This is a genomic window from Chitinophagaceae bacterium (assembly GCA_016717285.1).
GTDB lineage: Bacteria > Bacteroidota > Bacteroidia > Chitinophagales > UBA10324 > JACCZZ01.
Window position 1 is genome coordinate 21687 of the sequence record JADKFU010000004.1, and the last position, 16432, is coordinate 38118.

Consider the following 16432-nt stretch of genomic DNA (forward strand, 5'->3'; position numbering starts at 1 on the left):
TTGTTTCTGCGGAATGAATCAACAATTGTTGATCAGAAACATATTTCAGAGCACTGAGCAGGATAAAGCGCCTGTTGAAAGCATTGGTAGTAAAAAAATAACCCACCGTTGTTGTGAAAAAAGCGGCGGCATTAAACCTGATGCAGAGATATTACTGAACTACATTCGAAATCAAATCCGGAAAAACAAATGGCTTGATTGCCTTACAAGAAAGATGTAAACTTTGGCAATTCAGAATGCAACCATAAAGTAATGAAGTGATATGGAGATAGAAGGAAATCACATCACATCCTTCCCGATATCTTTCCTGAAATATTTTCCTTCAAAGGAAATGATAGCTGCATTTCGATTTGCAATTTTCACAGCATCAGAAAGCTTGCGTGAAAATGCGGTGACTGCAATCACACGACCACCGTTGGTTTCAATATCACCATTCACACGCTTGCGGGTGCCTGCATGAAACACGAGGCATTCATTCGTTTGTCCGAGGTTTTCAATCAGTTTTCCTTTTTCATATTCCTGCGGATAGCCACCTGATGTGAGCACCACCGTAGCTGCAGCATAAGGCAACACTTCAATATTTTTATCGTGAAGATTTTCATGTGCTACGCCTAAGAAGAGATCAACAATATCACTTTTCAATCGTGGAATAACCGCTTCCGTTTCAGGATCACCCATCCGGCAATTGTATTCTATGAGTTTCGGTTCGCCATTTACAATCATCAACCCGAAATAGATGAATCCTTTGTAAATGATTTTCTCTTTTTGTAATCCTTCAATTGTTGGCTGAATAATTTGTGTTGCTACTTTTTTCATCAATACATCATCCGCAAACAGCACCGGCGAAACAGCGCCCATGCCGCCGGTATTCAGTCCGGTATCACCTTCTCCCACACGTTTGTAATCCTTTGCTGTCGGAAGGAGTTTGTAATTTTTTCCATCCGTAATCACAAACACACTCATTTCTATTCCATCCAGGAATTCTTCAATCACTACTTTATTTCCTGCAGCACCGAATTTTCCATGCAGCATTTCATCCAATTCCTTTTTTGCCTCTTCTTTTGTTGAACAAATCAGCACTCCTTTTCCTGCTGCCAATCCATCGGCTTTTAAAACAATTGGCGTGGAATGATTTTCAAGGTAGGCAAAAGCACCGCTGATAGCTTCTACCGTGAACGTGGCATAAGCCGCAGTAGGAATGCCAAATTTAATCATGAATGCTTTGGAAAAATCTTTGCTGCCTTCCAATTGCGCGCCTGCCGCACACGGACCAATCACCGGAATATTTCCAACCCTATCACTCTGCTCAAAAAAATCATAAATGCCTTTTACCAGCGGTTCTTCAGGTCCTACCACAATCATCTCCACATTATTTTCCAGCACAAATTTTTCAATGGCCGGAAAATCGGTGGCAGACAAAGAAATATTTTCTCCGTGCTTTTCCGTACCCGGATTACCGGGCGCAATAAATAATTTGCTGCAATGCGGGCTCTGTGAAATTTTATAGGCTAATGCATGTTCGCGGCCACCACTGCCAAGGAGAAGGATATTCATGGGAAGGGTTGAAAACGTTTGAAATGTTTCGGGTTTGAAATGTTTAGTTGTTTGAAGGGTTGAAAATAGGAATAATCATATCGTTGAGGATAGAGAATTCAGTTGTGTGTACGATATTTCCGCCACATGGTTTTTCTCACAAAATATCATTTAACCCCAATCCATTACATTTCGGACTAAACATTAAAAAATACTTTGCAAAAATTTATTTCAACCAGTCGCATACTTTTGGATTTCAACAAACCATTGCCGGTAGAAAATATTTCCATCGTACAACAACCGCTTTCGTTTCCGGCGACGGTAATTACAAAGCTGAGCGATCACTGGACACAACAACTGAAAGACAAGCAATCTGCACTCAGAAATGCACGAATTGAATCAGTCATCGGACTTGAACCGGAGAATATTGCAAATGAATTGCTGCATACGTTATTCATAAATGGAAAACCCGTGATGTGGCCGGGAAATGCCGTTACACTTCGTGATGTAAAAATGGAATATGAAAAAGTGCTGATGACGGTAAGTGAAATTCCCTATCCGTTTATAGCAGCTTTAAACAATGCAGCTTTTAAAAAAAATACCGGACTGCATTCACTTCAACTGCGTCCGCCTCTTGCCATCTGCACCTTTGTCATCACAAGTGACAACCAATTGGTTTTAACGGTGCGCGGCGAAAAAACCTATGTTTATCCTGGAAGATTTTATGGTGTAGGCGGCAACCCTGCAAACATTCAATTCAATATCGTTCAGCATCAATTGGAAGAAATTGCCGATGAACTGCTTGTGCAACCCGAAGAAGTGGATGCAACCACTTTTAGATTTTACGGACTGGTGGAAGACCTGGAATTATTTCCAGGCAAACCTGACCTTGCAGGAATAGCACGCATTAAACTTTCATCAGAAGAGTTAGCAGAAAGATTTGAAACACGCCCATCCTCTCAGCGGCCACCCGACGTTGCTGCTTTGAAAATGGTGCCCTTTAACAACAGTAGTCTTCAGAATTTTTTGGAGCACGATAACAAGCTAGCAGATTTTTGTCCGCCAGCACATGGAGGTTTACTATTATTGAAAAAAATGGAGTTTGGCGTTGATGGGTGAATAGTTGATGGGGCATAGTGTTTTGCCTTTGGCTATAAGCAAAATGACCAATGACTATTTACCATTGATTATTGACAAATGACCAATGACCAACCTCAAAAAATCAATTTCTCGCTATAATTAATACCCACTCCGGTTATATACAGCACCTTCAATCCTGCTGATCCATAAATCTGTATTTGATTTACTCCAGTTTTCAAGCTCCTGGATTTTATCCATTCCGTGCGACCCATTTCATCAGATAGCTGAAACGAAATATCGGCAGGCGCTTCGGCAAGAATATTGGCGAGATAGCCCTCACTTGTTTTTTCAATTTTAATAATCGGACTTGATTTGGCCTGAATCGTATTGAGGGTTTTAAGCGGGCCCGTATTTACAAAACTCACGGTAACACCTGTTTTTTGAATCGTTATATTGTGAAGGGTAATTGGTTGGCCATCATATTCAAATGAACCACTGTTCAAAACCAGGTTATTCACGTCAATCACCGTCCAGAGAATATGATCACCCGGTAAAGGTTTGAACTGCTGCACACGGCGAAGGGTGAGATCTGTTGTGCAGGAATTGTATTGTGTCATCAACACACCGCCGGCATACATATCTTTAATCATGCATTTGATGGAATACGCATCCGGAAGATCAGTAATAGATGCATCCACCCAATCCATGTAACCGTTCCAGGCTCCGTATGGAGCACCTGAAGTAGAGGTACCATCGCCCCAATCCTGATTGATCGAACAATAAGAAAATGCAGGATATGATCTGTTTGAATAGAAACGATCATAATTGATGCTCGCTTCTGAATCACTGAAATTTTTGTTGTTGCCATTGTGCTTGCGCTGATCCCAATACCACACTCCGCCCTGATTAGCCACTTCAAGTGAATCGTACCAATAATAATATTCCACCCAGCCTAAGGTAATGTCATTCTTACCATGTACACCAGCCATATAAGAAACGCCCACTTCTTTATTGATACGATACATGACGCGCATATCAAACAAATCCCAAATCATAAGTGGTAATCCATCATTGGGATTGCTTACGTTTGTTAACAATGAATCATAATAACCGCCCCACTGCATTTCGCGGGGTGTTCCGGGAAAGGCGCGGATAAAAGGCGGTGTAACAGTAACCCAGACTGCGGCCAGCAACTTTGGAAACATTACACCGGTGAGCAAGGGCCCGAATCCGCTGTGTGAAACACCATGCGCATAAAGACGTGTAGGATCAATATTCTGATTATTCACCACCCAGTCAAGCGTCCACTTTACCCGGTCTTGTGTATATGATTTTACAATACCTGAACTGAAAACAGGATTGGTATAAGTGTACATATCATAATTTTCGTGATAACCATACCAATAAGAATTTTCTCCATTCGGAAGCCAGTCGTCGAGGAGCAGCAAATTGCAATTGGTGCAATTGGAAGGCATGAACGGAGTAAAAGGATCCGTGTCACGGTAGTAAATCATCAATCCTCCGGTGACTGTGGTATGTGTGATATAAGTAAAATTGTATCCATATGATCCGCAATTATTAAATGCAGGTTGCAGAGCAGAAGTAATGTTATTGCCCCAAATTACATACTCGTAGCTGATGTCTCCATTGGTTGGAACCGATTTCTGTAAGATGGGTTGTGGTGCCACCAACTTATTTTTGAGTGCAACTGCAGTAGTATTTTGTCCGCTGATTAGTGTTGTATCTGCGAGGCCAGTGAGCATATTTTCAACTATCACTGCATAATAATATTGCTTGGTAGTGGTACAGGTTGTTACATACAATCCATCATCAGGTGCCAACGCATTAGAACCTGCTTTAATGGTAAAGTAAATATTCTGCGAGTAGAAATGAGATTTACGTATATTCTTACTGCTGCTATCGCGAACATAACCCAGGTAAGCGGAGTTCTTGATCTGATTCTTTGCAGTAAAGGGTTTCGTTGCCTGGTAAACACGATATTTTAAAGAGGTTGCATTAGGGCACTTCCAGGTGATAAATACCTGTCCGCTTTTGAGGGTCGCTTTTACTTTGGTAACTGTATAAGCATCCGCATTTGATGAGCATACAAAGATGCAGCATACAAACAAGAATATGCGAAAGGGGTCAATCAGGAAATAAATTTTGCGCATGAGCAAGAAAATTAGTAACAGATGAACTGAATTGTAAAAAAACGGGTCTTGACCCAGCTACTTTTTTGAGAGTACCAAACTATTCATTTTTTTGCTTTTTATATTTTACGCTTTACTTTCCTTGCTACTTTTGAACACAAGTCAATTCTATCTTATTAAAAAGAAATCGTTTAAGAAAACTTAAGCACTTTCATTTTGTGGGATAGGCAGTGAAATAAAATTAGTCGCTTTCACATTATACTAATTTAGAAACGATTAATTATACTGCATGGCAGATCAAAAGGATACTGCTGCAGCTTACCTTTAACGAGTAGTTGCTTCATCATCAAAGAATAACAGCAGGAATCAGTGCGCGCCCCATTCAAACAGAACAAGGAAAGCAGAACTTCATGGCAGGTCAGCGTTTCCTTCGAAGAGCGGGAAGATGTTGCCAGTCCACCAGTAAAATAGTATGGTTCTTCCTGGAAAATGCCATCAGATCTGGCGTAAATCCGTTTTTAGAAAACAGGATATAATAATCTTTTCGCTTGCCGGCATGCCATTCCACAGTAGCAGCTTTCTGCTTCAACTCATTCAGGATACGCAGATCAACACGCTGGTTGCTCCATTTGCACTCTCCAAATAAAATTTTTCCATCTGTTTCATTCAGCGCTATTACATCAATCTCGGTATCCTTGTCCCAGTGCCTGCCAGATTTTTGAACCGCGAATGGAGCAAAATGAACAATCATCTGGCGGCACACTTCTTCAAAAATGACAGATGTATACTGGTTAATATCCTGTTGAATCCGGTTAAGTACCAACTGAACATTTCCCATTTCAATCTCACTCTGAAAAGGAAAGATGTACCGGAACCAAAATCGAAAAAAGAAATCTTTGATCACATACAAACCCTTCCGGCTTTTTTCAGGATACCGCTCTGTAACGGGCGCGGTTCTTTCAACAAGATCCAATTCACGCAGGCGATCGAGGTGAGAGGTGATACTGTTATTGGGTAACCCGAGCGAAGCAGCGATGTTTCCGATCTTATGATTGCCCGCAGCAATGGTTTGCAGAATACTGAAGTAGGTGGAAGTTTCTGTAAGTTCATCATTCAATATGAAGCGCGGTTCGCTGTAGAGCATCTTATTCTTGTCCAAAAGTTGCTCGCGTATATTTTGCAGTATCGTTTTTGATGGATGCATTTCAAGCAAGTACCGCGGAATACCTCCACAAAAGCCGTAAAATTCAAGCTTCTCCACTTCGTTCTTTTCCTTTAGAAACGGATACACATGCTCATACCTGAATGGATGCAGGTGCAACTGAGCGGTGCGTCGGCCAAACAAAGGAGCATTATAGCTCAATGCATGCTTGAACATCATACTGATCAAAGAACCGCAGATCACAAGCATAATGTTTTTCGTCTGCAACTGATTGTCCCAGTATCGTTGCAGCATGCTGGGGAAAGCAGCGTTGCCGGCAGCCAGGTATTGAAACTCATCGATAATCACCACCAGCTTTTTGCTCTTTTTCTTTTCCGTGAGTTGCTCGATATAATCAAATAACTGATCCCAGTGATTGATGGTAATTGATTGCAGCAGTTTATCTCCTGCAAACGCAGCCAGTTGCTCTTTGAATTTTTGCAACTGCTGCTGCTCCAGTTGCTTGTCAGCCAGAAAATACATCGCTGACTTATGCTCAATAAATTTCCGGATCAGCGTAGTTTTTCCCGTACGCCTGCGGCCAAACATTACCACAAACGAACCGCCCTTTCTGCGATACTCGCTTTCAAGTGATGCCAATTCTTCCGTCCGGTTTACAAACTCCATTCAACAAAAATAATCGTTTTTAGATTAGTATAATAAGAAAACGATTATTTTTTGTTGGCTGGCAGTCACAGGAAGGATAAGCAAATGAATTTGTTGTAATGATAACCCCTTGCTAAAAATCAGGAGAGAAAAGTTCCGCTGAAGAAATAAAGACAGATAATGCAGCTTCCATCAAAACACAATTACACTGTATTCTATTTACTTCTTACATGGGCGACCAAAAGTGCATTCACAGTTTCATTTCTTCAAAACCAAATACTCATAAGGTTCTAAAGAAACAGAAGTGCCCAACATCACAGGAGCATCACTGATCTGATCCGTCCACGAAGTATTATGATAAACGGAAGGAATACTATAATTGACAGTCTGATTTCTCATGTTAATGATTACGAATACTATTTCCTGATTGAGCTCTTTCTTAAATGCACAAACATTAGCATCAGAGAGAAAACTCAGCGATCCTCTTCGAATGCTCTCCAGGTTATTTCTTACTGCAATTATTTTTTTATAGTGTGGCGTTATCCCCGGATTGGAATTCCAGTTGATGTTGATGCCTGTAAACGGAAAGGTGATGGGTTGTGTCATGCCTACCTCCTGTCCACTGTAAATCATAGGAACACTTTTAAAAAAAGCCACTACAGCAAAAGCTGCAAGCGAGCCGTTTTCTCCTTTGAATAAATAAAGTGGTGTGCCATCAGAACCGTTTACATCATGATTCGTAGTGTACCGCACCACTTGTTGCCCTGTTACTGCACCTGCATATTCTGATATATTGAGCGTGTTAATTGTAAGGACTGAAACGTTGTTGGAATAAATGGTTTTCAAATTATCATAGAAATTAAAACCAAAATTGAAATCGAAACCTGAGGTGAAGTTTGCGGCGCGTGTTCCTTCTGCAAGTAACAACAGCTTGTGGGTGGAAATATCACGCAGCGTGTCAATCGCCTGTGTCCAGAAATCTGCCGGTGGTCCATCGGCAAAGTCGCAGCGGAAACCATCTATGTTAGCTTGATATACCCAATACTTCATGGCGCTGATCATTTGCAACCGCATATCGGCATTGTCAAAATTCAATTGTGCTACATCATTCCAACCTGTTCCCGGCGGACTGATAATAGTGCCCGAACTGTTCTGCAAATACCAATCAGGATGCGGGCCAATCCAGGTATGATCCCACGAAGTATGATTGCCGACCCAATCAAGTATCACGCTCATATTCCTGTTGTGTGCACCATCTACCAGTGCGCGAAGATTGTCCAGTGTTCCGAATTCAGTGTTCACTGTTAAGTAATCCTTTATGCAATACGGAGAGTTGATGGCATTCAATGCACCCAAAGGATAAATGGGCATCAGGTAAATTACATTCACACCCAAAGCTTTTATGGAATCCAACCTGTCAATCACACCCTGAAAATTTCCGGCAGTGCTGAAAGCGCGGATGTTCACCTGGTAGATCACGGCATCCTCACGGTCGGTTACATTGCTGAAAGGTGTACCATACTGTCCATTATCTGTTGAATCAATTACAGGTGGTATAACCGGTGGAATCTCGTTCTTTCCACAGGAAAAAAGCAGCCAGGCGGCAAGCAATAGAAGCATAATAATCCTCATTATTTTGATACGTTTGTTCAAATAAAAATACATTAAAAAACTGGTGAGCGATATATCGGTTTCCGCGTTCAGGTTGAAAAAAGCTTAGAATCCGGAAGAAAGTACAATTGGAGTTAATCAGCAAATCTGATTGTTGCTGTAAATTCTTTCGACAAGAAACTTTAACTTGGCAATTGCTCTTTATTCGATGAAACTAGCTGATACCTATGAAAACCCAACTTTTTAAGGACATCACTGCCTATGCTGCTGCCGCTTCATCATTTCTTTTTTGCAATGAATGCAGGGCACAAATTATTTATACAGATGTAATCCCCGACGATACTTTGATAGATTTAACATCAGGTGGTGGGCCCTATATCGAATTCATAGGCCTTGATTTAAACAATGACGGCACCTTCGATTTCTGGCTTGGCCAGCACCATGGCCCATTTGATCGCCATTTTGGAGCGTTGCTATGCAATCCCGAAGATTTAACTATAAACTCGGTGATGGGTTCACAAACAATATTTACTTACACTTCATCCGGGAATACTTATTCAGTCACTAGGAAAAAATACCCTTTTCAACTTGCGTTCAATCAAGTAATCGGACCAGGAAGTAGCTGGGTGAAGCCGAACAGCTATTCTGGCGGTAACATGGATATCTATTATCAGGCGTGGTTTAATTTACAATTGTGGACCAGTATGTATGGTTTGTGGAACAGCGGTAATGAAGGTTATGCAGCCGTAAGATTGAATGATAATGGAGTGTACAACTATGGATGGATTCGCCTTGAAGTGGATTCAGACGCGCGCTACGTGATTTTAAAGGACTATGCCTTGAATTCAGAACCGGATGAAGCAATCACCGCTGGCAAGGGTGGCATAACAGGGCTTCCTGAATTGACTGCCGGATCAATGATCAATATCAGCCCTAACCCTGTTAGAGATCATACAACGGTCAGGTTCAATCTGGAAACACCATCAACAGTGGAATTGACGCTCATGGATGTACAGGGCAGGAAAATCAAATCTCTTGAAAATCAAACAATGGTCAATTACAGTGCAGGAATGCATGCTGTAAACTGTAACCTTGAAGGAATTTCCGCCGGCTTATACTTCATCAGGTTCAGTTCGGGTAATGAAACCCGGACAATTAAAATAGTGAAGCAGTAAAACATATTGAAAAGCGAAGTACACAATTATTTTAAAATAATGCAACGCTTATTAGTATAGACGCAAGGCATTGCGTCTCTACTTTCGGTGTAAACAATTACAGCTTCATCACGGCATCGTACTTTTGCTGCATGACAGTTTATGAATCCGCAGCATTACAAGAACTAAAACGCTGGCAACGCGTCACAGCGAGAGGGCCCTCCCCGGCAGGTCGGCTCACCAAAAAAATTCAGGATAAGATGAACAGTTTCATTCCTGAAAAAATACACGATGCCATTACTAATGCCATCAAAGAAATGGTGCGTTTTGTTTTATTCGGTGCGGGTTTCACTACCAAAAAAACTGTTGCATTAACTTCACTCGAAGAACAGGAAATGAAGGTGCAGCAGCAAATTGAATTTTATAAAAAGACCGCTGCTGCTGAAGGCGGAATCGCCGGTGCAGGCGGCATCTTATTCGGCATTGCAGAATTCCCTGTTTTGCTGACGCTGAAAATGAAATTGATTTTTGATATTGCATCCATTTATGGATTCGATGTGAATGATTACAAAGAGCGATTGTATATTTTATATGTCTTTCAATTGGCGTTTTGCAGTTCGCAACGGCGCAGTGAAGTATTCCAGCGCCTTAAAAACTGGGACGATTATTCCCGCCATCTTCCCAACGACATCAATCAGTTCGAATGGAGAACCTTCCAACAGGAATACCGCGATTACATTGACCTTGCAAAACTCGCACAGTTGATTCCGGTTATCGGTTCTGCCATTGGTGTGGTGGTGAATTATCGTTTGCTGACCAGGCTTGGAGATACTGCCATGTATGCGTACAGGATGCGGTTGCTTAAGGAGAGATGAATGAATTTTTTGTTGGAAAAAATTCCAGTATACACCTTCGATATATTTTTCCGCCTTCCGGAATTTTAATTTACTTTTGGCTATCATTTTCTAAACCCGTTCACAAATGAAAAAACTCCTTTCGATTCTTGCCATCGCTTTGTTTGTCAACCTGACTGTTGCTCAAGCACAAACCTCAACCGCAACGGCTCCTGCTGCCATTGATCAAAAAGAAGCTGTAGCAAAAGATGCCATGCCTCAGTGCCATGGTGTGACAGCTGCATGCCCTAAATCATGCATGGATGAAAAAGCAAAAGGGTCTTCTTCCACTACTACGCTTTCAGAAAATTATGCAAATGCAGGCAGCACACCTGAAGCCGATAAAAAAGATATGAAAGCTACCTGTGCAGGCGATCATTCCAAATCATGTTGCAAAAGCAGTAGCCGGGCTTCCTCAATGACCAAGGAACTAAAACCCGCAAAAACATCAACTGCCATCGCACCTAAGGAAACAGAAACTCCGAAGTAATAATTTTTCTTTTTTTTCAATAAGGCATTCCAAAATCCGGAGTGCCTTTTTTATTTTCAACATGTGAGAAGTTGTTTTGAAATCAATCAATATAATTGTTACATCGCTTACCCTTCGGCTGCGCTCAGGGTGCGCTTCTGGCAAAGCCGAACCAAAGAGCATTGTAAAAAAATTAATTGATTTCAAAACAGACCTAAGCAATGGATATTTTTTATCTCAAAATATTTCCTGGCTTTGATCATCACCCTTCGACAAGCTCAGGGTTCGCTGCTGATCAGATCGCTCCCTTACGTTGTCGAAGCACGTGACCACAACCACTTTTGTTAGTTATCCGGATTAAACGCAGGCTTTGCCGCAACCATTTAGCAACTTGACAAGGTAACCATTCAACCAATTTGCAAACACAAATTGACACAATGCTTATTGTGCGAGATTACGCTTCGGCATCGCCGCAACCATTTAGCAATTTAACCATTTAACCATTTAACTTTATAGCATGCCCGAATCAAACATAACTGCCAATTACACCGCAGCCTTTACAAAAGAAATGCAACGTCTCAATGAAAATCAGCGGCTTGCCGTTGCAACCATTGAAGGGCCTGTATTAGTGATTGCAGGCCCGGGCACGGGAAAAACACAAATCATTGCCACACGCATCGGTCATATGCTTGCCACTACGGAAGCTCAGATACAACCGCATAATATCCTTTGTCTCACCTATACGGAAGCCGGTGCCATCGCAATGCGCAAAAGACTGTTGAAAATTATCGGCACCGATGCGCACCGCATTACCATAGAAACCTTTCACGCTTTCTGCAATACCGTTATTCAACAAAATATCGAATACTTCGGACGGCGTGATCTTGAACTGTTGAGTGACCTGGAACGGTTCGCATTACTCGAAGAAATAATCAATGAGCTCGAACCCGCACATCCCTTGCGCCGTTTGAAGGGAGCCGTTTATTTCGAAGCTGGCCGGTTGCAACAACTCTTCAACACCATGAAGCAGGAAGACTGGACAGTGGAACACCTCAGCGAACAGGCTGATCTGTATATTAAAGATCTTCCCAACCGCGATGAATACATTTATAAACGCAATACAAAAGATAAAAAGAAAGGTGACTTAAAAGAGAATGACATAGCGGCGGAAAAAGAAAAGATGGAATTATTGAAGTCTGCAGCCAGGCTTTTTCCGGTGTATAAAATGAAAATGGAAAAACTCGGCCGCTATGATTATCATGATATGATATTGTGGGTGATCCAGGAATTCCAGCGCAATGAAAACCTGCTTCGCAGCTTCCAGGAACGCTATCAATATATCCTGGTGGATGAGTTTCAGGATACCAATGGTGCACAGAATGAAATCATCAACCTGCTCACCAACTACTGGGAAGCACCCAATATCTTTTGTGTAGGCGATGATGATCAGGGCATCTATGAATTCCAGGGTGCACGTATCCGTAACATCGTAGACTTCATGCAACGGTATGCGGCATCACTTCAAACCATTGTGCTGAAAGAAAATTACCGCAGCACGCAAGCCATTCTTGATGCTGCAAAAAAAGTGATCGATAACAATCAATTGCGGCTGGCTGCGGTTGATACTGCGCTCGAAAAAAAATTATTAGCTGCGCTTCCGGATAGAAAAATAAGTGCTGCAGTTCCTGTGGTAAATGAATATGCCAACGACATGCAGGAGACTGCCGGCATCACGCAACACATTCTTGCATTGCAGCAACAAGGTGTTCCACTCCATGAAATTGCAATACTCTATTATCGTCATGCACATGCCGACATGCTCCTTCAACTGTTTGAAAAAAAATCCATTCCTTACCAGGTAAACCGCAGTATAAATATTCTCGGGCAGGTGGAAATACAGCAACTGCTTAACATTATCCGGTATCTCGATCAGGAATTGCGAAAGCCTTACACCAACGATGCATTGCTTTTTGAAATCATGCACAGTCGTTGGTTTGGTTTGCAACCCTGCGATATTGCTACCATTTCCTTCTTTGCTAACGATGAAAAAAAACCGCAACCATGGCTGTTGCTGATGAAGAGTGAAAAATTTCTTGCTTCCTTGCCATTGGTAGATGCCGAAGCCATTCGTCGGTTCCGTAAGACTGTTGAACACTGGTTAGGTGAAGCGAAAAATCTCACACTTCCTATGCTCTTTGAAAAAATCATTAATGAAAGTGGTTATCTCAAATGGGTGTTGCTGAGCGATGATAAACCCTGGAACCTGCAAGTGCTTCATACCCTTTTTGATTTTGTGAAAAATGAAGCGGCGAAATATTCAGGCTTATCGCTTTCCAATTTTTTAAACATGGTTGAACAAATGGAAACACATGCCATTCGTTTGAATGTGGAGAAAACCATCGCCTCCCGTGATGGTGTATTATTTTCCACCTGTCATTCTGCCAAAGGTTTGGAATTTGAGCATGTCTTCCTGATAAGTTGTAGCGACAACGGCTGGGAAAAAGCAGGCAGCGGCGCAAAAAATTATACGCTGCCTGATACACTTACATTCACTTCGGAAGAAAACAAAACAGAATCGCTGAGGAGATTATTTTATGTAGGCATGACACGCGCAAAAGAAGGTTTGCACATCAGTTACGCTACTCAAAATGATAAAGGAAAACAAAAAGTGGCTTCACAGTTTGTTACGGAAACCGGAATTATGCCAACCACTATTACCATTGATGAATCAGTCATGGTTGCTACCCTGGGTGACTTATTGAAAGAAGCACCGCTTCCTGTTGCCGCAAAAATTGAGGAGGCGCTGGTGGAAAAACGATTGCAGTATTTTGCCCTCAGTCCTTCTTCTTTGAATGCATATCTTGATTGTCCGATCCGTTTTTATTATGAAAACATCATCCGGATTCCCAAAGCACCGAACGATTCAATGGCCTTCGGATCAGCTGTGCATTATGCATTACAACGGCTGTTTGAAAAAATGAAAACCAGTGCAGATCAGTTTCCTGCTAAGGAAATAATGGTGAATGATTTTATTGCTTACATGCTCCGCAGCAAATTGTCTTTTACAGAAAAACAGTTCACCAACCGGATGGAACTCGGCAAACAACTGCTTCCTTCCTTTTATGATTTTTATGTAACTAAATGGAACAAGACCGTGGTGCTGGAATATTTTATCCAGGATATTGAAGTAAATGGCGTTCCATTAAAAGGGAAACTGGATAAAATTGAATTTTCCGGAGATGAAGTAAATGTGATAGATTACAAAACCGGCAGTTTGTTAAATGCACGCAAAAACAAAAAACTCAATCCGCCGGACGAAGAAAATCCAATTGGCGGTGATTACTGGCGCCAACTGGTTTTCTACAAGATTTTACTCGACAACCTGAAAACAAAAAACTGGAAGATGAAAACAGGGATTATTGATTTTATAGAAGAAGATGCGAAGAGTGGCGGATTTCACCAGTTTCCATTACAGGTTACCGCTGAAGAAGTGAATGTTGTGAAAGAACAAATAAAAACATCGTACGATGCGATCATGAATCATCAGTTTTATACAGGTTGCGGAAAAGAAGATTGCAGGTGGTGCGACTTTGTGAGAAACAATTATTCGGTCGTTGCCATTCCTGATAATAATGAAGAGAACTAAAATTGAAAAAGGATATGAATGATCAGTACCCAGAAGGCTTGAAGCGATTTATCGTGCAGCTCAATAAGCTCTCACCATTTTTAAACGCAGCATCGAAGTCTCCGACACCTGCGCTTACTTTGTTTGAGTCTGCCGCCCGTCAGTATACATTTTACCTGGAAGCATTGGCCCGTATCTACCGCAAAATTCATGATGAGACTGCTTTCAACAATCTAAGAAAGGAGTTCAAGCTGTTAGAAGATCAGTTGGGCAGCGTGGACTTTTATAATACCTATTACCAGGAATTTTTAAAACTGGAAAGCTTTCCATCACAACTCCTGGAATACTTCAAAAATAAAACTGATGTTGAACTCATCGCTTTGCAAAAATTGCTTGATGAAAAAAAATGGACTGACGTTGAAGGAGGAATGATTTCACAACTTATTCAGAAGCTCGGCAAAATGGCATGGCTCAATCCCGATAAGGATAGAAAGGCGATTGCGGATTTTTTAAACGAAGAGTGGAAAGATTTCAGAAAGGATTTTAAAAAGGAAAAGTTTGATTTCACTTTACTGGAGCAGGGTGTACATGAATTTCGCAGGCAATTGCGGTGGTTCAGTATTTATGCGCAGGCGCTCGACGGATTGATTCAACTGAAAGACAATCCTGAACATGCCGCTGAACTGAGCAAATACCTTACACCGGAAATTCTGAATTCACCGTTTAATAAAATGCCGGCTGGCCAGGAGAGTGTTACTCCCATATATATTTCTGCGCCTGATTTCTATGTAACCAGTTGGTTGATCAATGAGATCGGCACATTGAAAGATGAGGGTTTGCGCATCCATACCCTTGTTGAAGCCATCAGTGCAACAGGAATGAAAAGTAAAACAGAAGCAACAGGTTATGCTGCTTCATTGCTTAAAGTAAGTCAAGAAGCAGGAAAAACTCTTTCAAAAAAGGCAAGCTCAGTTGCAGGAGAATTGATGGGGGAAATAAGTATGAAGTATGAATAGTCTGGTGTTAAACCTGAATTGCAGTCAACTTTAGCAGGGTTTGCAGTTGTAATTCACAAGGAGGTTACAGGTGCTGACCCTGCCAAAGTTTACTCCACTGAGTGATAATTTTATACCTCACTTATGGCTCACAAAAATCGGCAGCGATTGATTCTTCAATAATTTGGAAGCAGCACTTCTTGAAAAGAATCTGGATACTGCATTGCGCCCGAATGCTCCCATGATGATCAATGGATTTTTTAATCGTTCGGCGATATTTAAGATGGCTTCTTCTGCTTCACCGGTGAAGTTTTCCGTTTCTACATGGCGGTAGTGAATGGATATGTATTCCTGCATCAGGTTCTGGTAATCAAGCACCTCTTCTTTGGTTCTGGTAATAGATAGTATAGTCGCTGGTAATTCCTGCGACAGGTTGGGAAACAACTGGGTAAACTGTTTTATGGCGTACACTGACGGTGCTTTTCCATCGAAGGAAAGCAACAGACTTTCCATAGGATTGAACTGATCAGGAACTGCCATTACCGGACATTCCGCGTCCAGCAGCACATCCTTCAAAAAACTTGCTTCGCCCATTACGTTGGAAAAAAAAGTGCGGTAGCCAATCACAATCAGGTCTGCGAACAGACTTTCCCGCACCAGTTCATTTACCGGTACGCCTTTGTCGAGGTGCACCTGGTAACTGATACCTCTTTGCTTACAGATACTTTCAAATTTTGAAATGCTCTCTGAGAATTTACCGTCATCCTCATGTTCCATTTTTTCAAGCAGTGCAGCATTAAAGGTGAAATAATCTTCCCCAAACAAAGTAGCATACCCAACGTAACTGAGGTCTTCGATAAAAACTCCGACAATCATTGCTCCTTCATTACCGGAGAGATGGAAAGCATATTCAAGAGCACCTTCAGAGAACACTGTGCCGTCAAATGCAACAAGGATTTTTTTCATACAGGAAAATTTAAGAATGACACACTTTACTCAACAACTAACCTTCACACAAAGTAAATTCTTCATGATTAAAAAAACTGTCCGGCTTTGTTAAAACAGTGAGTCCATAAAATTATGGAATTGAGAGAAGTATATTCAAAAATAATCTC

Annotated in this window: 11 protein-coding genes; 6 read left to right on the plus strand and 5 right to left on the minus strand. The window is 41.5% G+C overall.

What is annotated here, in order from left to right; all coding sequences use genetic code 11:
* Window positions 1-279 precede the first annotated feature (279 nt).
* Window positions 280-1554 (minus strand): phosphoribosylamine--glycine ligase, encoded by a 1275-nt coding sequence (gene purD, locus IPO83_05455; protein ID MBK9730716.1) that lies wholly within the window; start codon window positions 1552-1554, stop codon window positions 280-282.
* 195 nt (window positions 1555-1749) lie between these two features.
* Here purD and IPO83_05460 point away from each other — a divergent pair, with 195 nt between their 5' ends.
* Window positions 1750-2652: a hypothetical protein gene (locus IPO83_05460; protein MBK9730717.1), complete on the plus strand. Its 903-nt coding sequence runs from the start codon at window positions 1750-1752 to the stop codon at window positions 2650-2652.
* Between the two features lie 95 nt (window positions 2653-2747).
* Here the strand turns inward: IPO83_05460 and IPO83_05465 are convergent, their stop codons facing one another.
* From IPO83_05465 to IPO83_05475, 3 genes are all read right to left on the minus strand, one after another.
* Window positions 2748-4784: a hypothetical protein gene (locus tag IPO83_05465; protein ID MBK9730718.1), complete on the minus strand. Its 2037-nt coding sequence runs from the start codon at window positions 4782-4784 to the stop codon at window positions 2748-2750.
* 397 nt (window positions 4785-5181) lie between these two features.
* Window positions 5182-6591: an ATP-binding protein gene (locus IPO83_05470; GenBank protein ID MBK9730719.1), complete on the minus strand. Its 1410-nt coding sequence runs from the start codon at window positions 6589-6591 to the stop codon at window positions 5182-5184.
* A gap of 237 nt (window positions 6592-6828) precedes the next feature.
* A complete protein-coding gene (locus IPO83_05475; protein MBK9730720.1) occupies window positions 6829-8202 on the minus strand; it encodes a hypothetical protein in 1374 nt (457 codons plus the stop codon).
* A gap of 206 nt (window positions 8203-8408) precedes the next feature.
* Between IPO83_05475 and IPO83_05480 the strand changes: the two genes are divergently transcribed.
* The 5 genes from IPO83_05480 to IPO83_05500 all read left to right on the plus strand — a co-directional run bounded on the left by IPO83_05480 (window position 8409) and on the right by IPO83_05500 (window position 15338).
* Window positions 8409-9356, plus strand: coding sequence for a T9SS type A sorting domain-containing protein (locus IPO83_05480; protein ID MBK9730721.1), 948 nt, complete (start codon window positions 8409-8411; stop codon window positions 9354-9356).
* Between the two features lie 131 nt (window positions 9357-9487).
* Window positions 9488-10210, plus strand: a complete 723-nt coding sequence (locus tag IPO83_05485; protein ID MBK9730722.1) for an EcsC family protein — start codon at window positions 9488-9490, stop codon at window positions 10208-10210.
* A 106-nt stretch (window positions 10211-10316) separates the two neighbouring features.
* Window positions 10317-10718: a hypothetical protein gene (locus tag IPO83_05490; protein ID MBK9730723.1), complete on the plus strand. Its 402-nt coding sequence runs from the start codon at window positions 10317-10319 to the stop codon at window positions 10716-10718.
* Between the two features lie 496 nt (window positions 10719-11214).
* Window positions 11215-14343: an ATP-dependent helicase gene (locus tag IPO83_05495; protein MBK9730724.1), complete on the plus strand. Its 3129-nt coding sequence runs from the start codon at window positions 11215-11217 to the stop codon at window positions 14341-14343.
* A gap of 14 nt (window positions 14344-14357) precedes the next feature.
* On the plus strand, window positions 14358-15338 hold the full coding sequence (locus tag IPO83_05500) for a hypothetical protein (protein ID MBK9730725.1): 981 nt from the start codon (window positions 14358-14360) through the stop codon (window positions 15336-15338).
* Between the two features lie 117 nt (window positions 15339-15455).
* On the opposite strand, the gene IPO83_05505 is transcribed toward IPO83_05500, so the two are convergent.
* Window positions 15456-16283 carry a universal stress protein gene (locus IPO83_05505; protein MBK9730726.1) on the minus strand — a complete coding sequence of 276 codons (828 nt, stop codon included), beginning with the start codon at window positions 16281-16283 and terminating at the stop codon, window positions 15456-15458.
* Window positions 16284-16432: the final 149 nt, after the last annotated feature.